Here is a 20,775-nt window from a genome sequence, read left to right on the forward strand (position 1 = left end):
GGTCTGCGGCAGGGCGTCCGATCATTCTGCCGGTGCTCATGACCGCGGGCAAGGGCGAGGCGGCTCCGGAGTGACCACTAGTTGCGCAACTACCGGGCGGGTACGGTGGGCGGATGGACGGCACCGACGAGACTCCGCGGCCCACGATGGCCCGCATCGCCGAGCTCGCGGCGACGAGTGTGCCGACCGTCTCGAAGGTGCTCAACGGCGGCACGGACGTGTCGGAGGCGACGCGCTTGCGGGTGATGGCGGTGGCGCACGAGCTCGGCTACCGGAGGCGGCCGAAGCTCCGCCCGCCGGTCGAGGATCCGCGGGTCGTCGGCATCGTCGACGTGGTCGTCAGCCACCTCGGCGGCAGCTGGATCGGCCCTGTCCTCGGCGGGATCGAGGAGGAGGCGTCGGCTGCGGGGGTCGACCTCGTGCTCACCCGCGCGCGGCCCGACGGCGGCTGGGTCAGCCGCCTCCTGCGCCGGACCTCCCTCGGCGCGATCGTCGTGCTGGTCGACGTCTCGCCGGCCCAGCTGCACCTGCTGACGAGCGCCGACATCCCCGTCGTCGTCGTCGATCCGAGCACCCGGCCGCCGGCGGATGTGGCGAGCATCGGCGCCACCAACTGGGACGGCGGGCGGATGGCGGCCGAGCACCTGCTCGGTCTGGGTCACCGGCGGATCGGGATCCTCGGCGGGGCTCGAACCCAGCTCTACAGCAGCGCGCGGATCGACGGCTTCGGCACGGCGCTCCGCGCGGCGGGCGTCTCGGGCGCCCGCGTCGCGTACTGCGACTGGGATCGCGAGCGGGCCCGGGCGGCGGCGGGCGCGATGCTGGACGCCTCCGACCCGCCCACCGCCTTCTTCGCCTGCTCCGACGTCATGGCCCTCGGTGTCTACGAGGCCGCCGACGACGCCGGTCTGCGGATCCCGGAGGACCTGAGCGTGATCGGATTCGACGATGTGCAGGAGGCGGCGTGGGCGACGCCGCCGATGACGACCGTGCAGCAGCCGATCGCCGAGATGGGCGCGGCGGCCTTCCTGATGCTGCACCAGGCGCACCGCTCGTCGCGGCCGCTGTCGTCGAGCGCGACGCGGATGGAGCTGGAGACGCGTCTGATCGAGCGGGCCTCTGTGGCGGCGCCGCGCGGGGCGGCGGGCTGAGGTTCGGACGCACTTCCGGCTCGTGAAATCCGGTTCGGCTCGCAGGATTCGGCGGTTCTCTCGAGCCGAAGCGGGTTCTGCGAGCCGAAGCGGGTCCGGAGGTGCCTCGGGCTCGTTGAATCCGGTTCGGCTCTTAGAAATCGGCGGTTCTCGCGAGCCGAACACGATTCGACGAGCCGGAGGTGCTGCGGGGGCCCGGCGTCAGCGGCGGCGGCGCAGCAGGGCGTCGACCGAGAGGCGGCCGGCGCCGGTGAGAGCGAGCGCCGCGGATCCGGCGGCCAGGACGAGGACGAACTCGATCCCGCCGGTCGCCGCGAAGAAGCCGTTCGGCAGGTGGACGACGACGAGCGCGACGAGTGCGGTGATCGCGAGGCCGGCGGCGGCGATGCGGGTCAGGAGGCCGACGATGACCGCAGCGCCGGCGAGCAGCTCGGTGAACGCCGCCACGGGGGCGAGGACGGCCGCGAACGGTATGCCCATCGCTCCGAAGCCCTCGGTCGTCGCGGCGAGACCGTCGACCGCGACCTTCTGCCAGCCGTGGGCGAGGAAGACGGCGCCCAGCGCGACGCGGAGGACGAGGAGGCCGAGCGACGATCCGAGCGGAGCGGCCCGGTGGGTCGTGGGAGCGGCGGTGGCGTGGTCGAGCGTGGCGGTCATGGCGGGCCTTCCGGTCGGAGCGGATCTCGAGGGGGAGTCGTGCACGCCGTCGTGCCTGTGAACGACCGTAGGCAGCCCCGGTCGCTCCCGCCGTTCCGTGGAGTGGACACTGAGAACTCGCACAGGCCCCGCTCAGTCGCGGTCGCTCGCGGAGCACCTCGGGCTCGCGGGATCGCGTTCGGCTCGTCGGATCCGGCGAATCCAGCGAGCCGGACGTGGTCCTGCGAGCCGGAGCTCGGCGTCAGGCGACCGTCAGCTCCACCACCGCGTCGGCCAGTCCCTCCGCCGACGCGCGCACCGTCACGGTGCCCGGCCCCGTCGGCCGGACGATCGCCAGCGCGCGCCCGTCGAACGTCGTCCGCGTCGCGGCGTCGAAGCGCTCGGTCGTCGCCGGAGCGCCGCTGCCGTAGCCCGCGAGCACGGCGGCTCCGTCGACCGTGACCGTCACGGCGCGGTCGTCGCCGGTGACCAGCACGCCGTTCTCGCCGCGGAGCTCCAGCGACACGAACGCGAGATCCTCGTCGCCGGCCTCGAGCGCCGACCGGTCGGCCGAGGCGACGAGCCGCACCGCCCCGGTCGCCGTCCGGAGCTCGGTGCGGCCGGTCTCGACTCCGCCGCGCAGTGCAACGGCGACGAGCGTGCCCGGTCGGTAGGTCGTCTCGAGCGTCGCCAGCATCGGGCGGACCCCGCCGACCGTCGCGCGGGCCACCTCGACATCGTCCAGGAGCAGCGCGACCTCGTCCGCGTCGGCCGCCACTTCGACGGTCAGGGGGCGGCCCTCGGAGCCGGGCCAGGTCCAGGACGAGACGGAGTCGCTCCACGCCCACGGCGACTGCATGGTGATCGAGTGGCCGTGGTGCTCGGGGCGGAGCACCGCGATCGCCGGCTCGGAGCGCAGGCCCCACACGATCTCGCGGTAGTACGAGACCGGGCGCCGGTGCCCCGTGATGTCGAGGTCGCCGCACCAGGCGGTGAGGTACGGGAACTCGCGCTCGAGGGCGCCGTTCGCGGCCGGGTCCTCGGCGTACGAGGTGGCGCCGATGCCGACCTCGCCGAGGTAGTCCCAGCCGGTCCAGGTGAAGTCGCCGATCACGTTCGGGTTCGCGAGCACCATCGGCCAGAGGTCGCCGATCCGCGACGGGAAGGTCTCGGAGCCGACGATCACGCGGTGCGGGAACGTCTCGGCATCCGCGGCGTAGCGCCCGTCGGCGTAGTTGAGGCCGAGCACGTCGAGCACCGAGCTCGACTCGGCCGTGCGCCGGGTCACGGCGTCGGAGGAGCCGATCGCGCTCATCATGTCGGCGCCCGACTCGCCCATCAGCTCGTTCAGGCCCTGCTCGGCCTGGAGGATGTCGTCCAGCTCGTCGAGGACGGTGAGGGCCGCGTTCACTCCGTTGGTCACGGGCCTGGTCGGGTCGAGCGAGCGGACGTGCTCGGCGAGGTCGCGCGCCTGCACCGCGCCGTGGGGCGTCCCGGCCTCGACGATCTCGTTGCCGATCGAGTACATGATCACGCTGGGGTGGTTGTAGTCCTTCGCGACCATCGACTCGAGGTCGGCCCGCCACCACTGGGCGAAGTCGAGGGCGTAGTCGTAGTCGGTCTTGCCGCGCGCCCACATGTCGAACGCCTCGTCCATCACGAGCATCCCGAGGCGGTCGCAGGCGTCGAGCATCGACGGCGACGCCGGGTTGTGCGCGGTGCGGATGGCGTTGAAGCCCGCCTCCTTGAGCAGCTCGATGCGGCGGAACTCCGCCCGTGCGATCGACGCCGCCCCGAGAGGCCCGTTGTCGCTGTGGAGGCAGGCGCCGCGCAGCAGCACCGGCTCGCCGTTGATCCGCAGGCCCTTGCGCGGGTCGACCGTCACGGTGCGGATGCCGTGCACCGTCGTGACGGCCGCCTCGCCGATCGTCGTCGTCGCCGTGTAGAGGTGCGGCGACTCGACGCTCCAGAGCTCGGGCTGCTGCACGTACAGGCGCTGGCGCACCACCGCGGTGCGGCCCGGCGCGACGGTGACCGGCGTCCGCTCGCTCTCGACCACGCGCGCTCCGGAGGCGAGGCTCGTTTCGACCGTGCGCTGCGCGGTGACGAGGCCGCGGTTGACGACGCTGGTGACCACCTCGACGACGGCCTGGTCGTCCTCGACGCGCACCGTGGTGATGCGCACGCCGTCGGGCTCGATGTGCGTCGGCTCGTCCACGTGCAGCAGCACGGGACGGTGCAGTCCGGCGCCGGCGTACCAGCGGGTGTCCTGCCCCGAGCGGACCTCGATCCGCAGGGTGTTGGTCGCGCCGAAGCGGAGGAACGGGGTCAGCTCGACGAAGAAGCGCGCGAAGCCGTCGGCCCGGTTGCCGACGAACTCGTCGTTGAGGAAGACCATGGCGTGCCGGAACGCCCCCTGGACCTCGAGCCGGACCACCCGGCCGGCCCACTCCTCCGGGACCTCGAACCGCTTGAGGTAGCTGAAGGCGCCGGCGGGGTAGTAGGCGGCGCTGCCGGCGCCGGGCACGTCGGGCGCGCGCTCCGCGTCGCGCAGGGCGTCGTGCGGGAGGGTGACCGCGACGGCGTCATCGGCGCCCCTCTGAGCGGCGGCGAACGGCCCGCGGGGAGCCCTGACCGTCCAGTCGGCGGTGAACGGGGTGACGGTCATGGTGGATCCGATCGAGAGTGCGGGTGCGATCCTCAGTGAGGAAACTGTTTCCCTCTGTTTCGCAGCCTCTGCAGCCTAGGCGCGACGACGCGAGCGGGTCAACGCCCTCGCGCCTGGCCGGTCCTCGGTCGGCTCGTTCGCGCCTCACTCACTCCTCGAAAGTTGCGGTAGTGGCGCTCGACTACCGCGACTTTCGAGGAGTCGCGCGCCGATCCGGTGCGATCTGCGGGTGATCCGCCCCGCCGGGAGCCGGTCGTGCGACGGAGAGCGCTCCCCGGCGCGCCGCGCCTGCAGATCGCACGATCGGCCCACGGAGTCAGCGGCCTCCGCTCCTCCGCCCGCCGCCCTCGCGGGCCTCCAGCGGCAGCACGACGTGCTCCTGCAGGTGCTGGTAGACCACCGACGTGCGGACGTCCGCGACCTCGCGGCGCTGGGTCAGCCCGTCGATGACGAAGGCGTAGAGGTCGTCGTTGTCGCGGACGGCGACGTGGATGATGAAGTCCTCGTTGCCGGCGGTGACGAACAGGCCGACGGTCTCGTCGAGGCCGCTCACCCAGTCGCGGAACGCCTCGATCACCTCGCGGGACGGCGGACGGATGCGGACGGCGATGAGCGCCTGCACCGGCCGCCCGATCGACGGGAGATCGACCGCGAGGGTCGCCCGCACGATGACGCCGCGCTGGCGGAGGCTCCTGGTGCGGTCGAGCGCGGTCGTCGGACTCACGCCGACGGCCGCGGCGAGGTCGCGGTTCGTCATCCGTGCATCCGACTGCAGGAAGCGCAGTATCCGGATGTCGAGCTCGTCCAACGCGGCTCCGCGGCCGTTCCACTGGTCATTCATACGGACATCCTGCGCTACTGCCGCCGTTGCGCTTGTCTGTGGGGCGCCATCGCGTACAGAAGTAGACCCGAGGAGACCCATGACCGAGCACGCCGCCACCCCCGTCGGATTCGCTCCCGACGAGATCGACACCTCGGCGCCCACCCGCGCCGCCCGCCTGAAGTGGGTGGTCGTCGTCGATGAGGCGCTGCCGCCCGGCCGGGCCGTCAACGCCGCGATCTGCGTGAGCGCGGCCACGACCGCCGGCGTCGCGGGGCTCCTGGGTCCGTCGGCGACCGACGCCTCGGGATCGACGCACCCCGGGATCCCCTGGGTGGGCTGCACCGTGCTCGCCGCCGACGCGGCGACCCTCCGCGCGATCCGGGCGAAGGCGATCGCGCACGAGGGCACCTTCGTCGCCGACATGCCCGCCGAGGCGCAGGCCATCCGGGTCTACGACGACTACCGGGCCGTCGTGGCGACCACGGAGGAGTTCGACTACCTGGCCGTCAGCGTCGTCGGTCCGAAGAACCGCATCGCGAAGCTCGTGGATCGCCTGCCGCTGCTGCCGTAGCCGTGCGCGTGCGGGTGCTGCGGCTCCTCCACAGGCGCTCCTCGAGGTCCGGTCTTCCGGTTCGAGCGGTCGGGCCGGTTGTGTGACGGTGGTCCCTGCTTCAATACGGGTATGGATGGTTCGGGTGAGGTCGAGACGGTGGAGGCGCGGCGCGATGCGGTCGCGTCGTTCACCGATCTCGCGGCGAGCCTCGGCCGCTCCTCCGCCGGGCTGCTGCTCGCGCGGGCCGCGGCGCTGCACACGGCGTACCGGGTGGCGATCACGATCCCGGAGTCGTTCGCTCGCGGCGGCCGGCTGTCGCGCGGTGAGGCGCACGATCTCGTGGAGCGCTCGATCCGGGCCGAGCTGGCGGTCGGGATGGGGATGTCGGAGCGGGAGCTGACCTGCGCTCTGGAGCAGGCGACCGTGCTGATGGAGGATCTTCCGCGCACCCGTGCCGCTCTCGCGGGCGGTGCGTTCGTGTGGAAGAGCGTCGAGGTGATCTGCGCGGCCGCGAGCACACTGCCTCCCGCGTCGAGGGCGTCGTTCGACGAGCGCGCGGCGGAGGCGGCTGTCGGGGCGACCGCGTCGCAGTTGCGCCGGGTCGTGGCCCGGCTGCGCGACGAGTTGCACGGGGAGCCGCTCGCCGCCCGCCACGCGCGGGCTCGGGCGGACCGGGGCGTGTGGGTGAGTCCGGAGATGGACGGGATGGCGACGCTCTGCGCGCTGTTGCCGGCGCCGTTCGCGATGGGAGCGTTCGACCGCGTGGACCGCATCGCCCGGAGGTTGCGCGAGAGCGCCGACAGCGCGGCCGATCCCGGCGCGCGTGATGAGCGCACCCTCGCGCAGCTGCGCGCCGACGCGCTCGCCGACCTGCTGACCGACGGTGACATCGCCGGCACGACACCCCTGTCCGACAGCGAGACCCCGGCGCCGACGTTCGTCCCGGGAGTGCGTGCCGAGGTGCGCCTGACGCTCGCCGCGAGCACCGCGGCGGGTCTCGACGACGCCCCCGCGGATCTCGACGGCTACGGCCTCGTCCCGGCCGGCGTCGCGCGCGAGCTGGTGGGCGTCGGAGCCTCCTTCACGCGGATCCTCACCGACCCGGACACCGGGACCGTCACGTCGGTCGGGCGCACCCACCGCGTCCCACCGCCCCGGATGCGCCTGCACCTGCAGCTGCGCGACCGCACCTGCCGCTTCCCCGGCTGCACCCGCCCCGCGTCCACATCGGAGGCCGACCACACGATCGAGTGGCGCAACGGAGGCGAGACCTCCCTCGAGAACCTCGCCTCGCTCTGCACCGGACACCACCACGTCCGCCACGGCGACCGCTGGACCTACATCCTGCATCCCGACGGCACCGCCGACTGGACCACTCCCACCGGACGTCGCGTCAGCACCCGGGCGGCCGTGCTCCCGGGGCGACCGCCGGATCCGCCCCCAGGACCACGATTCGCGGACACGCCACCACCGTTCCGACCCCCGATCGCAGAGGTCTCTCGCGGCGCGCTGCGGACTTTCCCGGACCTGCGTCGATCAGCCGCCGCCGACCGCGGGCCGGCGGCGCTGCAGCACGAGCATGGTCTGCGACATCACGAGCTCCTCGTCCTGGTTGACGAGCTCGATGCCGATCCGCACCAGCCCCCGGTCGGGCTTGGAGCGCGAGGGCGTCGCCGAGAGCACCGAGAACCGGCCGCGCAGCACGTCGCCGGGGCGCACCGGACGGTGCCAGCGCAGCTCGTCGACTCCGGGCGACGCGATGCTCGCCGCCGGGTTGAGGAACGTGTCGACGAGGAGTCGCATCATCAGCGCGGTCGTGTGCCAGCCGCTCGCGATCAGCCCGCCGAACTCGCCCTCGCGGGCCGCCTCCGGATCGACGTGCATCGCGTGGGGGTCGAAGGCGGTCGCGAAGGCGACGATCGCCGCCTCCGTCACCTCGACCGGTGCGGACACGGCCGCGAGACCGGGCACGTAGTCGTCGAAGTACCGCTCGGACAGAGGAGGAGTCTCCAGGGGCGGGGTCCCGGTCATCCTGCGACCGTAGCCGAGGGCAGGACGCGGCGCACGGCCGTCGCCATCGCCTCCGGGTCCTCGTTGAAGCAGAGCTTCGCGCCGGGCGCCGCCTCGACGACGGTGTTCACGAGCAGCTCGAGGAGCCACGAGAGCGAGGGCTCGAGTCGGACCCCGGCGCCGATCATCACGGCGTCGGGGGCCTTTTCGAGCAGCTCGGCGCGCAGCTCGTCGGCGACCTCGGCCACGGGTGCGCGGAGGAGGAACAGCTCGGCCGCGATCCCGTCGCCGCGGAGCGACTCGACCGCCGCGTCCATGCTCGCGCGCACGCGGCGCTCGTTCACGTCGAGGTCCGGGTCGGTCAACAGGGCGGGGTCGAGGCCGACGATGAGCGCGGAGGGCACGGCTCGCAATGCGACGGCTCAGTACGCGACGGAGAGGTGCGCGCGGTGGTGACCGTTCCGCTCGATCTCGTCGACGATCGCGAGCGCGAAGTCGGCGCCGCTGAGGGCCGAGACGCCGTCGGCGTCGAAGAACGCGACCTCGCCGCCCACGCGGTAGCGACCGGTGGCCTCGCCGGGCGCGTAGGCGCCGTACTGCTGGGCGGGGGAGAGGAAGACGAAGTCGAGCGACTCCGACGAGGCGAGCAGCTCGTTCAGGACCTCGTTCATCTGCTTCGCCTCGGCGGCGAACTGCGGCGGAATGTCGTCGCCCTCGGCGAAACGAGGCGCGCCCTCGGCGGGGCGGAGCGAGCTGAAGCCGCCGACCACGATGAAGCGGGCGCCCTTCGCGTCGGCGAGGGCGGCGAGCTCGCGGTCGACCTCGACGATGCGTCCGTCGAGCTCGCCGCGAGGCGAGAGGGTGCTGACGAGGACGTCGGCGCCCTCGATCGCGCGGGAGCGGACGGCGGGGTCGGTGAGCGAGCCGGTCTCGTAGGCGACGCCGTCGATGCGGGCGTCGCCCTCGGGGACGGAGCGGCTGAACGAGGTGACCTCGAGGCCGCGGGAGACGGCCTCGCGGGCGATGGCGCTGCCGGTGTAGCCGGTGCCTCCGACGATGGTGATGCGGGTCATGTGCGTGCTCCTTTAAACGTGTGGTGCGGGTGGTGCAGGGCTACGCTAGGTCCGATAGTCACTAATCGGAAGTAGGCACTTCTTGGAAACCAAGCCGGCCACTGACCTGCCCGATCTCGACCCGTACGCGGCGGGCTGCCCGAGCCGTCGCCTCCTCGATCGCATCGGCGACCGTTGGACGGTCCTCGTCGTCGGAGCGCTCGGCGATGGGCCGCTTCGCTTCTCCGCGATCCGCCGCACCGTCGAGGGCGTCTCGCAGAAGATGCTGACCCAGACCCTCCGCGGCCTCGAGCGCGACGGCCTGGTGACCCGCACCGTCTACGCCGAGGTGCCTCCGCGCGTCGAGTACGAGCTCACCGCCGCCGGTCGCACGCTGCAGGAGCCGCTGAAGGCGCTCGAGCGCTGGTCGATCGAGCACTTCGGCCAGGTCGCCGCCTCGTGGGAGACGTACGACGAGGAGCGCTCGGCCTGAGGGGCTGACGCGCCGTCAGTTGATGATCTCCCCCCGCTCGTCGGCGCGCAGGGCAGCCAGCCGCTCGTGCCAGGTGCGCAGTGCCTCCGGAGTGAGGCGCGTCCAGTCGGTGACCTCGCCGACGATGCGGAGGGGCTCGGCGCTGCGGTACGAGCGGGTCGGGTTGCCCGGGAACTTCTTGCCGGTGACGTTCGGGTCGTCCTCGAAGGCGCCGGTGGGCTCGACGGCGTAGACCCGCGGCTCGGCGGTTCCTGGTGCGAGCTCGGCCGCGAGGCCGGCGCCGTCGGCGACTGCCGTGAAGTAGACGTGGTTCATCACGATCTCGGGCCGGTAGTTCGAGCGGAAGCCGGGCGTGAGGAGGTCGCCGACCCGCAGATCGGCCTTCGTCCCGTGGAAGAAGGGGCCCTGGTCAAGTGCTGCGCTCATGGCGACAGCGTAGGCACGGGTCGGCCGGGACGCGCGGGTCAGGGCGTGACGACGACCGTGCCGCGGACGGTGCGGTTCTCGAGCGCCTCGAACGCCGAGGCGATCTCGCCGAGCGGGAACGTCGCTCCGACCCTCGCCGTGATGACGCCGTCGGCGAGGTAGCCGGTGAGGCGTTCGAGGACGTCGGCCGACTGCTGGGCCTGGCGGACGCCGCGGATGCCGTGGGCGGCGAAGTCGTCCGCGGTCTGGTCGATGACGGTGTCGGCCCCGAGGTCCCGGGCCGGCTGCACGCCGGCGCCGCTCGCTGTCGTGATGACAGTGGCACATCTCCCTCACCCCGGAAGCGTCCTCCGCGGCTCATCTGGGCGAGAACATCGCCGGCGCCGCCTGGACCTGTCGGACGAGGACCTCGCCGCACTCGACCGGGCCGCGGGGTGGCCGGTGGTCGGTGATCCGCTGCGCTGCTCGAGGGGAGGCGCGCCGGCTCAGAACTGCCGGGCTCGGACGTCCGCGCGGTGGGAGGCGGCGATGAGCGCAGCGAGACGGTCCGCGGTCAGCGGCGCACCGGGGTCGGCGAGGTAGTCGCGGGTGAACAGCTCCAGGTCCGCGACGTAGATCTGCGTGTAGGCGCCCGACTCCGGCTCGGTGCGCCACGACTCCGCGAGGGTGCCCGCGTCGTACGGGTCGAAGCCGAGGGCGTCGACGATCGTGGACACCCGGGCCTTCGCGTCGCTGTCGTTCCCGGAGATCGCCAGAGCGGTGCGCGGGTCGGAGTGGGCGAGGTTCGGGATATGGGTGAAGAGGATGTTGGTGAACGCCTTGACGACGACCGTGCCGGGGAGGAGCGACTGCTCGTACTCGGCGGTCGTGCTCTCGAGCGAGTCGAGCTGCTCGATCCGGCCGTCGCGGTGGGGGTAGTAGTTCCCGGTGGAGAGGATCGTCCGGCCCGCGAGGACGTCGGCGGGCAGAGCAGGGTAGGCGGCGAGCGGCACTGCGAGGACCGGGACGGCCCCGAACTCGACCGCCGCGCGGACGTCCCCGGCCCGGGCCCGGGGTCCGAGCTCCTCGACGAGGTCGCCGAGCGACTCCGGTCCGCGTGAGTTGGCGATGACGACCTCGTAGTCGGCCGCGAGCGCGAGGCGGGCCACCGCGGCTCCGATCGATCCGCTGCCGATGATCCCGATGCGATTCATGTCTGCTGTCCTTCGATGTCGGTGATGGTCCGGCCGGCGTCGCCGGACGGACGGCTCGGTGGGGTGGATTCCCACCCGTTCCTGATGAGAGCGGAGAGGGCCGCGCCGGAGGAGTCGTCGGCGAGGGCCGCACCCCGGACCCAGCTCGTGGCGAGCGCCGCGAGGAAGAGGTCGCGTGCCCGGACGTCCTCGCGGGCAGTGCCCTCCCTCTGGGCGGCGCCGAGGAACTCCTCCGTGGTCGTGACGAACCCCTGGCACGTCATCGCCAAGGGAGACGACGTCGAACTCGTCGCTGCGCGAAGCGGCTCCGGGAGGCCGTCGAACGCGCCGGCCCACTCCGCGACCGCGTCGAGCCAGCCGTTCAGCGCGTCAGCGGAGCCGACCGAGGGATCGCGCAGGCGGTCCCGCTGGGCGACGAGCGTCTCGTCGCGAGCCGCGAGCAGCTCGGCGAGCAGAGCCTCGCGGGTCGGGAAGTGGCGGTACAGCGTGCCTGCGCCGACGCCGGCCCGTTTCGCGATCGCGTCGAGGGAGCCGGTCACTCCGTGCTCGGTGAAGTACTCCTCGGCCACGCCCAGGATGTGGGTCCGGTTGCGACGAGCGTCGGATCGCGCTCCGCGCGGTCGGTCTCCGGGAGCCTCGGGCATGTGCGGAGCCTCGGGCATGCGTCCGTCCCTTCGCTCAGCGGAACGGAGACAGTCTCCGTATCGTGACGATAAATGGAGAGTATCTCCCTTTACGGCCCGAGGTCCAGCGCCTGGGCATCCGCGGAAGAAGAGGACACCCTCGTGGATCGGAGGATGCTCATCGGCATGCACCTGGGCAACGGCTACGGGAACCTGCCCGGGTCGGTGGCGCGACCCCGCCACCGACCCCGACGAGCACGGCCTCTCGGGTCTCGGGAGCGAGGCGCTCCCGTCGGGATCGCTGCACGTCGCGGTCGGTGAGCGGCACCGCTTCGCGCACGCCGAGCGGCTCGCGGTCGAGGATCTGGCGGGCGAGGACTGGGTCGTCGGCGGGTTTCCCGTCGACGGGGTGCCGTGGATCCGACGCTCGCTCCGCCGGCACCCTCGACGAGGCGGCGCGGGCCGTGCGCTCGGCGCTGCGCACGGTGGCCCGGCGGATCTCGGACGCGGGCTCGGCCCGACGCCGGCGGGCCGTCTCCTACACTCGGACGATGCGCCACGGCATCGTCATCCTCCCGCAGGAACCCTGGACCACGGCCCGCCGCAAGTGGCAGTCGGCCGAGGGGCTCGGCTTCGATCACGCGTGGACCTACGACCACCTCTCGTGGCGCTCGCTCGCCGATCAGGTCTGGCACGCGACGATCCCGACGCTCACCGCCGCGGCCGTCGTCACCGAGACGATCCGGCTGGGCACTTTCGTGGCCTCGCCGAACTTCCGGCACCCGGTGCCGTTCGCGAAGGAGCTCGCGACCCTCGACGACATCTCGGGCGGCCGCTTCGTCCTCGGCGTCGGGTCGGGCGGCACCGGCTTCGATGCAACCGTGCTCGGGCAGCCCGTGTACACCGCGCGGGAGCGCCACGAGCGCTACGTCGAGTTCGTCTCGGCGCTCGACGCGCTGCTCCGGCACGAGACTCCGGGCTCGGGTGGCTTCGACATCGACGGCACCTGGTTCACCGCCCGCGGCGCCCGGATGGTCGGCGAGCCCGTGCAGCGACCGCGCCTGCCGTTCGTGCTCGCCGCCAACGGCCCGAAGGGGCTCGCCCTCGTCGCCGAGCGCGCGCAGGGCTGGGTCACCACCGGGCCCGAGGGCCGGACCGCCGACGAGTGGTGGGCCGCCGTCGCCGAGCTCGGCGGCCGACTCGACGGCGCTCTGGAGGCGGCGGGCCGCGACCCCCGCTCGCTCGAGCGGCACCTCTCGCTCGACTCCGGCCCGCACTTCTCGCTCGAGAGCGTCGCCCGCTTCGACGACATGGTCGGGCGGGCGGAGGAGCTCGGCTTCACCGACGTGATCTCGCACTGGCCCCGCGCCGAGGGCATCTACGCGGGCGACGACGAGGTGCTCTACGACGTCGCCTCGCGGTTCTAGCGCCGTGCCGCGGCAGCGACGCCTCCTCCGCATCGCCCGACCGGGCGCCGTGATCGGCCTGGTCAGCGCGGCCGTGATCGCGCTGCTGTACCTCGCCTCCGTCATCGGGTGGGGCATGGACGGGCGCGCACCGGCGTCGGGCTGGATCGCGATCGCCCTCGCCGCCGTGGTCGGCGCACTCGCGGGCGGGTCCGCCGTCGCCGCCCAGCGCTCGCTCGGGGCGCCGCGGGTCGTCGCCCCGCTAGTGGCGCCGGTGCTGGTCGCCCTCCTCGCGCTCGTGTCCGCGCTCGCCACCGCGCCGTTCGGCTCCGGCAGCTCGCTCGGGCTGACGTTCGCCGTGATGCTGCCCTTCGGAGTGCTCGCGGTCACCCTGGGCACCACGCTCGTCGTCGCCGCCGGCGAGACGCGGTGGCGGGCGATCGGAGGCGTCGCCGGGGTCGTCGTCGCGATCGCGCTGGTCGTCGGCCTCGTCGCGGGCTAGCGCCGATCCGCAAGTCCCCTCCGCCGCCGAGCGCGGCGCCCTAGCGTGGCAGTAGCTTCCGCGTGACGACGCGCGGCGACCACGCCTCGAGGAGAGACATGCCCGCACTGACCGACACCTTCACCCTGTCCAACGGCGTCACGATCCCGAAGATCGGATTCGGCACCTGGCAGATCGAGGACGGACCCGACGCCTACGACGCGGTGACCACGGCCCTCCAGGCCGGCTACCGCCACCTCGACACGGCCCGCGCCTACGGCAACGAGGCGAGTGTCGCCCGCGCCCTCCGCGACAGCGGCGTGCCCCGCGACGAGGTCTTCGTCACGACCAAGCTGCCCGCCGAGGTCAAGGACTACGAGGGCGCGAAGGCCAGCTTCGAGACCACGATGGCCGCGCTCGAGCTCGACTACGTCGACCTCTACCTCATTCACGCGCCGTGGCCCTGGTCGGACATGGGCTCGGACCACCGCGACGGCAACATCGCCGCGTGGTCGGCGATGGAGGAGATCTACGAGGCGAAGCGCTCGCGCGCGATCGGCGTCTCGAACTTCGCCGTCGCCGACCTCGAGTCGCTGATCGACGCGACCGACGTCGTGCCGCACGCCAACCAGATCCGCTGGTTCGTCGGCAACACCCAGGACGAGACGACGGCGTACTGCCGCGAGGCCGGGATCCTCGTCGAGGGCTACTCGCCGCTGGCCACCGGCGGTCTGCTCGAGAACTCCGACATCGCGGGGATCGCCGCGGGCTACGGCAAGTCCGTCGCGCAGCTGTGCATCCGCTACCTGCTCGAGAAGGACGTGCTGCCGCTGCCGAAGTCGACCACGCCCTCGCGCATCGCCGAGAACGCCGACGTCGACTTCACGATCTCGCCCGAGGACCTCGCCACGCTGGACGCGCTGGTCGACACGGAGGCCTGAGTCTTCCGGCCGAGAGCCTCATGAGTAAGGCCGAAGGCCCGGAACCGCCGAGAATGCGACGGATCCGGGCCTTCGCCCTTGGTCGTGCTGCGACATCCAGAGCGGGTCTCCCCGCCATCCCGAGGGGAACCCCATCTCGGACGCCGCCCGACCTGCCGTGGCCTCGAGGTGGGTGGCGACGAGCACCGAGATCCCGCGGGCCCAGTCGGAAGCCGGGGAGACCGTCTGCCGAGCCCTCGCGACGACGCAGAGAGCGCCGAACACGCCCTCGCTCTGGCTGTGAGGCAGGGACTCGAGGCCGGGGACTGTCCGCATCGCTGCCGTCCCGGCGGGGATCACGGTCCGATTCCACAGTCGCGCGTGATGAGCGCAGATGTTCCGCACGAGCGTCAGCTGTTCGAGCCAGTTGACGAGCGGATGACGTCCGGCGGCCTTCGCCCTCTGATTGCCGTTCAGTGCTTCGAGGTCGACGACCAGGCCGAGGTCGTCCGCGACGGCCCATTGATCCGATGCTCGCGCCCCCGCGAAGAGCAGCGACAGGTCGGCGAAGTCGAGTACGTCGACCAGCACCCAGAGGGGCACGTCACCACCGTACTTCTCGAGATGGTGCCTGATCGAGTCCGACCGTCGGGCGACTCGGTCGACGCGCCGGTTCGCCCGCTCGAGCCACGCTCCGTGATCGAAGCCGGTCCTGAAACGACTCGGGTCCTGATACGCCACGGGTCCTTCCCTGCCCAGCGCATCAGCCAGCCCTCGTCGAACCGCCACCTCGACCATGCCGAGACCGTCGTGGACCCGAGCGCGCAGAATGCGATCGAACTCGTAGAGAGCGACGACCTGTGAGAGCGGTGTTCCGGGAACGAAGGAATCGGAGCGCTGCTGTCGTCCGCCGACGGGATCCGTTCGTCGGTAGCTGAACAGGTAGCCGCTCAGCCGGTAGTAGGTGACCGATCGGAGCCAGCGTTCGGCGTCGACATCGATGAGCATTCCGCGACGGACGAGGATCCGGATCTGCTGATCGATCGTCGTGTACGCCTTGAGTGACGCTGCCACGGGTTCTCCCGCCGCGCCCCCGGAAAGAAATCCAGCCCGCACCGGTTGATCCGGGCGGGCTGAACGATTACGTCAACGGTACTCGTCGAACGGCGGCTCCACACCGCTGGCGCGGATCGCGGCGCGCTGCTTCGAGCGACTGCAGTGGGGCCGTGACGGCCTGCAGCCCTCGTCGGGTGCAGACCGTCACGGCGCCTACAGGCCCTGCGCCAGGCGATAGTACGCCGCGTTCGAGCGGATGTCGGCCTCGAAGCCGCGCAGCGTCGTCGACTCGTCGATGACGAGCAGCTCGACGCCGGCGATGCGGGCGAAGTCCTCCCACGCCTCCAGGCCGATCTGCGTGGTCATCACCGTGTGGTGCGCGGCGCCCGCGGTGATCCACGCGGCGGCGCTGGTGCCGAAGTCGGGAGCCGGCTGCCAGACGGCGCGGCCGACCGGGAGGTGCGGCAGCGTCTGCGGCGGCACGACCGTCGTCACCGTGTTGGCGACCAGGCGGAAGCGCTCGCGCACGTCGCTCAGGGCGACGACGACCGCGTCGCCCGCGTCGGCGGTGAAGACCAGGCGCACCGGGTCCTCGCGGCCGCCGATGCCCAGCGGGTGGATCTCGAGCGTGGCGCGCTCCGACGACAGCGACGGCGACACCTCGAGCATGTGCGCGCCGAGGATGAGCTCCTCGCCGGGCGTCATGTCGTAGGTGTAGTCCTCCATCAGGCTGGTGCCGCCGGGGAGGCCGGCGCCCATCACGGCGGCGATGCGGATGAGGACGGCGGTCTTCCAGTCGCCCTCGCCGCCGAAGCCGTAGCCGTCGGCCATCAGGCGCTGCACGGCGAGGCCGGGGAGCTGGCGGAGGCCGCCGAGGTCCTCGAAGCTGTCGGTGAACGCCTCGAAGCCGCCCTCCTCGAGGAACGAGCGCAGGCCGATCTCGATCGCCGCACCGTAGCGGAGCGACTCGTGGCGCTCGCCGCCGGGGAGCAGCTCGGGCACGACGTCGTAGCTCTCGACGTACTCGGCGACGAGGGCGTCGATCTGCTCGGAGGTCGCGGCGTCGACGCGCTCGACGAGCTCGTTCACGCCCCAGGTGTTGACGCTGACGCCGAGACGGATCTCGGCCTCTGTCTTGTCGCCCTCGGTGACGGCGACGTTGCGCATGTTGTCGCCGAAGCGGGCGACCTTCATGCCCTGCGAGGCCGACCAGCCGGCGGCCGCGCGCGACCAGACTCCGATGCTCGCGGTCACCTTGGGGTCGCTGGCGTGGCCGACGACGGTCTTCCGCGGCACGCTCATCCGGCTGAGGATGTAGCCGTGCTCGCGGTCGCCGTGCGCGGCCTGGTTGAGGTTCATGAAGTCGAAGTCGATGTCCTGCCACGGCAGGGCGACGTTCGCCTGGGTGTGGAAGTGCAGCAGCGGCTTGGCGAGCGCGTCGAAGCCGTGGATCCACATCTTCGAGGGGCTGAAGGTGTGCATCCAGGTGATGACGCCCACGACGGAGTCGTCGGAGTTGGCCTCGATCATCGTGCGGCGGATCGCGTCGGAGCTCTTCAGCACCGGCTTCCACTCGATGGTGACGGGGATCGACGACGACTCGTTCAGCTGCTCGACGACGGCCTGCGACTGCTCGGCGACCTGGCGGAGGGTGTCCTCGCCGTAGAGGTCCTGGCTGCCGGTGAGGAACCAGACGGTGCGGGTCGCGAGGTCGGGGACGATGCTCTTGAAAATCGGGCTTCGGCTCATGAGAGTGCTCCGGTGGGGTTCTGTCCGTAGACGTTCTGGTAGCGGTCGAACAGGGCGTCGATCGACTCCTGCGGGATGGGGACGACCTCGCCGCCCTGGCGCGCGAGGTGCACGGTGCGGGCGACGTCCTCGGCCATGACGGCCGCCTTGACGGCGTCCTTCGCGTCCTTGCCGATGGTGAAGACTCCGTGGTTCTGCATCAGGACCGCGCGCGAGCGGTGCCCGGTCAGCGTCGCGACGATGCCGCGGCCGATCGAGTCGTCGCCGATGATGGCGAACGGACCGATGGGGATCTCGCCGCCGAACTCGTCGGCCATCGCGGTGATGACGCAGGGGATCGCCTCGGCGCGGGCCGCCCAGGCGGTCGCGTAGGTGGAGTGCGTGTGCACGACTCCGCCGACCTCGGGCATCTGCCGGTACACGTAGGCGTGCGCCGCGGTGTCGCTCGACGGTCCGCGCTCGCTGCCGAGGCTGCCCGGGACGACGACTCCGTCGAGGTCGCAGAGGATCATGTTCTCGGGAGCGAGGTCGTCGTACGAGACGCCGCTCGGCTTGATCACGAACAGGTCGGCGCCGGGAACGCGCCCCGAGATGTTGCCGCCCGTCCAGATGACGAGGCCGTAGCGGACCAGCTCGGCGTGGAGGCGGGCGACGTCCTCGCGGACGCGGGCGATCGCCTCCTCGGTCGCGGGATCGAAAGTCATGCGGTTTCTCCTTGCGTGGTGAGGGTGTCGACGGCCGTCTGCTCGACGGCGAGGCCGGCGCGGTAGCGCTCGAGGTAGGCGGTGAATCCGGCGACGTCGGTGGCGTCCGGCGCGACCGTCTCGAACTCGCCCGCGCCGAAGACCCGGTCGGTCAGGTACACGTCGAGCGCGAGGTCGCCGCCGGTCAGGCGGTAGGCGGCGAGCACGGCCATGCCCCACGGGCCGCCCTCGGAGGCGGTCGCGGCGACCGACACGGGCGCGTCGAGCGCTCCGGCGAGGAAGCGCTGCGCGACTCCGGCCGTGCGGAACATGCCGCCGTGCGCGAACATCTCGTCGATGACGACGCCCTCGCCGGCGAGCACGCGCATGCCGAGCGCGAGCGTGCCGAAGACGCCGTAGAGCTGGGCGCGCATGAAGTTCGCGAGGGTGAGGCGCGAGTCGGGGGTGCGCACGACGAGCGGGCGGCCCTCCACCAGGCCGGCGATCGGCTCGCCCGCGAGGTGGTTGTAGGCGAGCAGGCCGCCGGCGTCGGCGTCGCCCTCGAGCGCCTCCGCGAAGAGGGTGCCGTAGACGGCATCGCTGTCGGAGGGTCCGCCCGAGGCCGCGGCGAACCGCGAGAACAGGCCCACCCAGGTCGCGAGCTCGCTGGCGCCGTTGTTGCAGTGCACCATCGCGACGAGGTCGCCCGCCGGAGTCGCGACCAGGTCGAGCTCGTGGTGCACGCTCTCGAGGGGCCGCTCGAGCACGACCATCGCGAAGATGCTGGTGCCCGCGCTGACGTTGCCGGTGCGCGGGGCGACGGAGTTGGTCGCGACCATGCCGGTGCCGGCGTCGCCCTCGGGCGGGCAGAACGGGGCGCCGGGCTGCAGGGCGCCGGTCGGGTCGAGCAGCAGCGCGCCCTCGGCGGTGAGCTCGCCCGCGGGGGCGCCGGCGGGGAGCACGGCGGGCAGCAGGTCGCGCAGCGGCGGCAGGGCGCCGGCGACGCGGGCGTCGTAGCGCTCGAGCACGGTCTCGTCGTAGTCGCGGGTCGCGGGGTCGGTCGGGACCATGCCCGATGCGTCGCCGACTCCGAGGACCTTCTCGCCCGTCAGCTTCCAGTGCACGTAGCCGGCGAGCGTGGTGAGGAAGTCGATCCGCTCGACGTGCGGCTCGGAGTCGAGGACCGCCTGGTGCAGGTGCGCGAGCGACCAGCGCAGCGGGATGTTCGCGCCGAACAGCTCGGTCAGCTCGGCCGAGGCGGGGCCGGTGCTGGTGTTGCGCCAGGTGCGGAACGGGACGAGGAGCTCGCCCGCAGCGTCGAACGCGAGGTAGCCGTGCATCATCGCCGAGACGCCGAGGGCGCCGACGGTGGTGAGCGTCGCGCCGTGGCGCTTCTGCGCGTCGGCGACGAGGTCGGCGTAGGCGGCCTGCAGGCCCTCGTGCACGGCGTCGAGCGAGTACGTCCAGCGCCGGTCGACGAGCTGGTTCTCCCACTCGTGGCTGCCGACCGCGAGAACGATCGTCGGATCGGCGGCATCGACGAGGCACGCCTTGATCCGGGTGGAGCCGAGCTCGATGCCGAGGGCTGTCGCGCCGCTCGAGATCGCCTCGGCGGGGGCGGGCCGTCGCTGGTCCATGGTGCTCCTCGCTCGGGCGATGTGACCGTTCACAAAGCCCCGGGTCAGCCTAGGCGAGGGGTATCGCGGCGCACAACATCAGCTGAGACTGCTCGTCGCGCGCGATGGTGCGCGAGGAGCCTTCTCAGCCGATGTTGCGCGCCGCCGTCGACGCGCGCTCCACCAGCACCGGCGGCACCGGCTCGTCGACCGCGGCCGTCTCGCCGCGCAGCTCGGCGAGCACGACGCCGATCGTGCGGCGGCCGACCTCGGCGAAGTCCTGGCGGATCGTCGTCAGCGGCGGCTGGTAGTGCGCGGCCTCGGGCACGTCGTCGAAGCCGACCACGCTGAGGTCCTCCGGCACACGGACGCCGCGGTCGGCGCACGCGTGCAGCAGGCCGAGCGCCATCTGGTCGTTCCCGGCGACGACGGCGGTCAGATCCGGCACCTCCTCGAGGAGACGCTGCCCGGCGCGGTAGCCCGACTCGGCGCTCCAGTCGCCCGCGATCACGGCGGCGGGGGCGAGGCCGGACTCGGCCATCCGGGTCGTGAAGCCGTCGAGGCGGGCGTGCGCCTCGACCCAGTGCTGCGGCCCGGCGATGTGCGCGAGGCGGGTGTGGCCCCGCGCGAGCAGGTGCTCGGTGGCGAGGCGGGCTCCGGCGGCCTGGTCGACCAGGAGGCGCGGATCGGCGCCGCGACCGGACGCGCCGAGGGTGACGAACGGCACTCCGATCGCGAGGCTGTCGATCGCCTCGAGCGCCCGCTCCTGCGGGGCGAGGACCACGATCGCCTCGACGGACTCGCGCTGGAGGTGGGCGAGACCGTCGGCCAGCGACTCCGCATCCGGCGCGGCGTTGACCACCGGGACCCGGTAGCCGGCGTCGCGGGCGGCCTGCTCGATGGCGGCCATGGCGGTGGCGGTGCCGTAGAAGCTGTGGCTCTCGGCGGCGAGGATGCCGATCAGACCGGAGCGGCTGGTGGCGAGGGCGCGGGCGGCGGCGCTGGGGCGGAAGCCGAGGTCGTCGATCGCCGCGAGCACCCGCTCCCGGGTGCGCGGACGCAGCTGCGGGCTGTCGTTGAGCACGCGCGAGACGGTCTGGTACGAGACGCCCGCCCTGACCGCGACATCGCGGATGGTCGGCTGTCTCGGCATGGGGTCACCGTAGCGGGGTGCGGTCAGCGGATCGCGCGCGATCGCCGTACGGTGGAGCTGAGAATCCGCTCACGCAGACGGGA

General features: G+C 72.4%; 21 protein-coding genes and 1 pseudogene. 7 read left to right on the plus strand and 15 right to left on the minus strand.

Going from position 1 to position 20,775, the window contains the following annotated elements:
• Window positions 1-113: 113 nt before the first annotated feature.
• A complete protein-coding gene (locus GRS96_RS05200; RefSeq protein ID WP_204162034.1) occupies window positions 114-1,151 on the plus strand; it encodes a LacI family DNA-binding transcriptional regulator in 1,038 nt (345 codons plus the stop codon).
• Between the two features lie 201 nt (window positions 1,152-1,352).
• Here GRS96_RS05200 and GRS96_RS05205 read toward each other — a convergent pair whose 3' ends face one another.
• The 3 genes from GRS96_RS05205 to GRS96_RS05215 all read right to left on the minus strand — a co-directional run bounded on the left by GRS96_RS05205 (window position 1,353) and on the right by GRS96_RS05215 (window position 5,296).
• Entirely contained in the window at window positions 1,353-1,808 is a 456-nt protein-coding gene (locus tag GRS96_RS05205; RefSeq protein WP_159987913.1) for a DoxX family protein, read from the minus strand.
• Between the two features lie 241 nt (window positions 1,809-2,049).
• Window positions 2,050-4,455 carry a glycoside hydrolase family 2 TIM barrel-domain containing protein gene (locus GRS96_RS05210; RefSeq protein ID WP_159987914.1) on the minus strand — a complete coding sequence of 802 codons (2,406 nt, stop codon included), beginning with the start codon at window positions 4,453-4,455 and terminating at the stop codon, window positions 2,050-2,052.
• A gap of 316 nt (window positions 4,456-4,771) precedes the next feature.
• Window positions 4,772-5,296, minus strand: a complete 525-nt coding sequence (locus tag GRS96_RS05215; protein ID WP_236553562.1) for an Lrp/AsnC family transcriptional regulator — start codon at window positions 5,294-5,296, stop codon at window positions 4,772-4,774.
• A 79-nt stretch (window positions 5,297-5,375) separates the two neighbouring features.
• On the opposite strand from GRS96_RS05215, the gene GRS96_RS05220 reads away from it, so the two are divergent.
• Together GRS96_RS05220 and GRS96_RS20890 are read left to right on the plus strand one after the other, a co-directional pair.
• The gene (locus tag GRS96_RS05220) at window positions 5,376-5,849 is read left to right on the plus strand and encodes a DUF2000 domain-containing protein (protein ID WP_159987915.1); all 474 of its coding nucleotides are present in this window, start codon (window positions 5,376-5,378) and stop codon (window positions 5,847-5,849) included.
• 111 nt (window positions 5,850-5,960) lie between these two features.
• Window positions 5,961-7,121, plus strand: a pseudogene (locus GRS96_RS20890) (DUF222 domain-containing protein); the annotation flags it as partial.
• 246 nt (window positions 7,122-7,367) lie between these two features.
• Here the strand turns inward: GRS96_RS20890 and GRS96_RS05230 are convergent.
• From GRS96_RS05230 to GRS96_RS05240, 3 genes are read right to left on the minus strand one after another with little or no spacing between them, the layout of a single operon-like run.
• A complete protein-coding gene (locus GRS96_RS05230; RefSeq protein ID WP_159987916.1) occupies window positions 7,368-7,862 on the minus strand; it encodes a MaoC family dehydratase in 495 nt (164 codons plus the stop codon).
• A complete protein-coding gene (locus GRS96_RS05235; RefSeq protein WP_159987917.1) occupies window positions 7,859-8,245 on the minus strand; it encodes a hypothetical protein in 387 nt (128 codons plus the stop codon). The genes GRS96_RS05230 and GRS96_RS05235 overlap by 4 nt, the downstream gene beginning before the upstream one ends.
• An 18-nt stretch (window positions 8,246-8,263) precedes the next feature.
• The gene (locus tag GRS96_RS05240) at window positions 8,264-8,914 is read right to left on the minus strand and encodes an NAD(P)-dependent oxidoreductase (protein ID WP_159987918.1); all 651 of its coding nucleotides are present in this window, start codon (window positions 8,912-8,914) and stop codon (window positions 8,264-8,266) included.
• A gap of 82 nt (window positions 8,915-8,996) precedes the next feature.
• Here GRS96_RS05240 and GRS96_RS05245 point away from each other — a divergent pair, with 82 nt between their 5' ends.
• Window positions 8,997-9,386 (plus strand): winged helix-turn-helix transcriptional regulator, encoded by a 390-nt coding sequence (locus GRS96_RS05245; protein WP_204162035.1) that lies wholly within the window; start codon window positions 8,997-8,999, stop codon window positions 9,384-9,386.
• A 15-nt stretch (window positions 9,387-9,401) separates the two neighbouring features.
• On the opposite strand, the gene arr is transcribed toward GRS96_RS05245, so the two are convergent.
• The 4 genes from arr to GRS96_RS05265 all read right to left on the minus strand — a co-directional run bounded on the left by arr (window position 9,402) and on the right by GRS96_RS05265 (window position 11,649).
• Window positions 9,402-9,812 (minus strand): NAD(+)--rifampin ADP-ribosyltransferase, encoded by a 411-nt coding sequence (gene arr / locus GRS96_RS05250; RefSeq protein ID WP_159859755.1) that lies wholly within the window; start codon window positions 9,810-9,812, stop codon window positions 9,402-9,404.
• Window positions 9,813-9,850: 38 nt separating this feature from the next.
• A complete protein-coding gene (locus GRS96_RS05255) occupies window positions 9,851-10,102 on the minus strand; it encodes a zinc-binding dehydrogenase (protein WP_159859758.1) in 252 nt (83 codons plus the stop codon).
• 195 nt (window positions 10,103-10,297) lie between these two features.
• Window positions 10,298-11,005 carry an NADPH-dependent F420 reductase gene (locus GRS96_RS05260; protein WP_159859761.1) on the minus strand — a complete coding sequence of 236 codons (708 nt, stop codon included), beginning with the start codon at window positions 11,003-11,005 and terminating at the stop codon, window positions 10,298-10,300.
• Complete coding sequence (locus tag GRS96_RS05265) at window positions 11,002-11,649, minus strand: TetR/AcrR family transcriptional regulator (RefSeq protein WP_159859799.1); 648 nt, start codon at window positions 11,647-11,649, stop codon at window positions 11,002-11,004. The genes GRS96_RS05260 and GRS96_RS05265 overlap by 4 nt, the downstream gene beginning before the upstream one ends.
• 530 nt (window positions 11,650-12,179) lie before the next feature.
• Here GRS96_RS05265 and GRS96_RS05270 point away from each other — a divergent pair.
• The 3 genes from GRS96_RS05270 to GRS96_RS05280 all read left to right on the plus strand — a co-directional run bounded on the left by GRS96_RS05270 (window position 12,180) and on the right by GRS96_RS05280 (window position 14,456).
• A complete protein-coding gene (locus GRS96_RS05270) occupies window positions 12,180-13,055 on the plus strand; it encodes an LLM class flavin-dependent oxidoreductase (protein ID WP_159859802.1) in 876 nt (291 codons plus the stop codon).
• 4 nt (window positions 13,056-13,059) lie between these two features.
• The gene (locus GRS96_RS05275) at window positions 13,060-13,536 is read left to right on the plus strand and encodes a hypothetical protein (protein ID WP_159859764.1); all 477 of its coding nucleotides are present in this window, start codon (window positions 13,060-13,062) and stop codon (window positions 13,534-13,536) included.
• Window positions 13,537-13,634: 98 nt separating this feature from the next.
• A complete protein-coding gene (locus GRS96_RS05280) occupies window positions 13,635-14,456 on the plus strand; it encodes an aldo/keto reductase (RefSeq protein WP_159859767.1) in 822 nt (273 codons plus the stop codon).
• 18 nt (window positions 14,457-14,474) lie between these two features.
• On the opposite strand, the gene GRS96_RS20895 is transcribed toward GRS96_RS05280, so the two are convergent.
• The 5 genes from GRS96_RS20895 to GRS96_RS05305 all read right to left on the minus strand — a co-directional run bounded on the left by GRS96_RS20895 (window position 14,475) and on the right by GRS96_RS05305 (window position 20,692).
• Window positions 14,475-15,443 (minus strand): Abi family protein, encoded by a 969-nt coding sequence (locus tag GRS96_RS20895; protein ID WP_442966632.1) that lies wholly within the window; start codon window positions 15,441-15,443, stop codon window positions 14,475-14,477.
• A gap of 261 nt (window positions 15,444-15,704) precedes the next feature.
• A complete protein-coding gene (gene araA / locus GRS96_RS05290) occupies window positions 15,705-17,240 on the minus strand; it encodes an L-arabinose isomerase (protein WP_159987920.1) in 1,536 nt (511 codons plus the stop codon).
• Window positions 17,237-17,944: an L-ribulose-5-phosphate 4-epimerase gene (locus GRS96_RS05295; RefSeq protein ID WP_159859776.1), complete on the minus strand. Its 708-nt coding sequence runs from the start codon at window positions 17,942-17,944 to the stop codon at window positions 17,237-17,239. The genes araA and GRS96_RS05295 overlap by 4 nt, the downstream gene beginning before the upstream one ends.
• On the minus strand, window positions 17,941-19,560 hold the full coding sequence (locus tag GRS96_RS05300) for a xylulokinase (RefSeq protein WP_159987921.1): 1,620 nt from the start codon (window positions 19,558-19,560) through the stop codon (window positions 17,941-17,943). The genes GRS96_RS05295 and GRS96_RS05300 overlap by 4 nt, the downstream gene beginning before the upstream one ends.
• Window positions 19,561-19,684: 124 nt before the next feature.
• On the minus strand, window positions 19,685-20,692 hold the full coding sequence (locus tag GRS96_RS05305) for a LacI family DNA-binding transcriptional regulator (RefSeq protein ID WP_159859782.1): 1,008 nt from the start codon (window positions 20,690-20,692) through the stop codon (window positions 19,685-19,687).
• Window positions 20,693-20,775 lie beyond the last annotated feature (83 nt).

Source organism: Rathayibacter sp. VKM Ac-2803 (assembly GCF_009807175.1).
Lineage (GTDB): Bacteria > Actinomycetota > Actinomycetes > Actinomycetales > Microbacteriaceae > Rathayibacter.

What these genes read in the sequence shown, in the direction of transcription:
- GRS96_RS05200 (WP_204162034.1), top strand. Translation starts at nt 114, where the DNA reads ATGGACGGCACCGACGAGACTCCGCGGCCCACGATGGCCCGCATCGCC.
- GRS96_RS05205 (WP_159987913.1), bottom strand. Translation starts at nt 1,808, where the DNA reads ATGACCGCCACGCTCGACCACGCCACCGCCGCTCCCACGACCCACCGG.
- GRS96_RS05210 (WP_159987914.1), bottom strand. Translation starts at nt 4,455, where the DNA reads ATGACCGTCACCCCGTTCACCGCCGACTGGACGGTCAGGGCTCCCCGC.
- GRS96_RS05215 (WP_236553562.1), bottom strand. Translation starts at nt 5,296, where the DNA reads ATGAATGACCAGTGGAACGGCCGCGGAGCCGCGTTGGACGAGCTCGAC.
- GRS96_RS05220 (WP_159987915.1), top strand. Translation starts at nt 5,376, where the DNA reads ATGACCGAGCACGCCGCCACCCCCGTCGGATTCGCTCCCGACGAGATC.
- GRS96_RS05230 (WP_159987916.1), bottom strand. Translation starts at nt 7,862, where the DNA reads ATGACCGGGACCCCGCCCCTGGAGACTCCTCCTCTGTCCGAGCGGTAC.
- GRS96_RS05240 (WP_159987918.1), bottom strand. Translation starts at nt 8,914, where the DNA reads ATGACCCGCATCACCATCGTCGGAGGCACCGGCTACACCGGCAGCGCC.
- arr (WP_159859755.1), bottom strand. Translation starts at nt 9,812, where the DNA reads ATGAGCGCAGCACTTGACCAGGGCCCCTTCTTCCACGGGACGAAGGCC.
- GRS96_RS05260 (WP_159859761.1), bottom strand. Translation starts at nt 11,005, where the DNA reads ATGAATCGCATCGGGATCATCGGCAGCGGATCGATCGGAGCCGCGGTG.
- GRS96_RS05265 (WP_159859799.1), bottom strand. Translation starts at nt 11,649, where the DNA reads ATGCCCGAGGCTCCCGGAGACCGACCGCGCGGAGCGCGATCCGACGCT.
- GRS96_RS05270 (WP_159859802.1), top strand. Translation starts at nt 12,180, where the DNA reads ATGCGCCACGGCATCGTCATCCTCCCGCAGGAACCCTGGACCACGGCC.
- GRS96_RS05280 (WP_159859767.1), top strand. Translation starts at nt 13,635, where the DNA reads ATGCCCGCACTGACCGACACCTTCACCCTGTCCAACGGCGTCACGATC.
- GRS96_RS20895 (WP_442966632.1), bottom strand. Translation starts at nt 15,443, where the DNA reads ATGCTCATCGATGTCGACGCCGAACGCTGGCTCCGATCGGTCACCTAC.
- araA (WP_159987920.1), bottom strand. Translation starts at nt 17,240, where the DNA reads ATGAGCCGAAGCCCGATTTTCAAGAGCATCGTCCCCGACCTCGCGACC.
- GRS96_RS05295 (WP_159859776.1), bottom strand. Translation starts at nt 17,944, where the DNA reads ATGACTTTCGATCCCGCGACCGAGGAGGCGATCGCCCGCGTCCGCGAG.
- GRS96_RS05300 (WP_159987921.1), bottom strand. Translation starts at nt 19,560, where the DNA reads ATGGACCAGCGACGGCCCGCCCCCGCCGAGGCGATCTCGAGCGGCGCG.
- GRS96_RS05305 (WP_159859782.1), bottom strand. Translation starts at nt 20,692, where the DNA reads ATGCCGAGACAGCCGACCATCCGCGATGTCGCGGTCAGGGCGGGCGTC.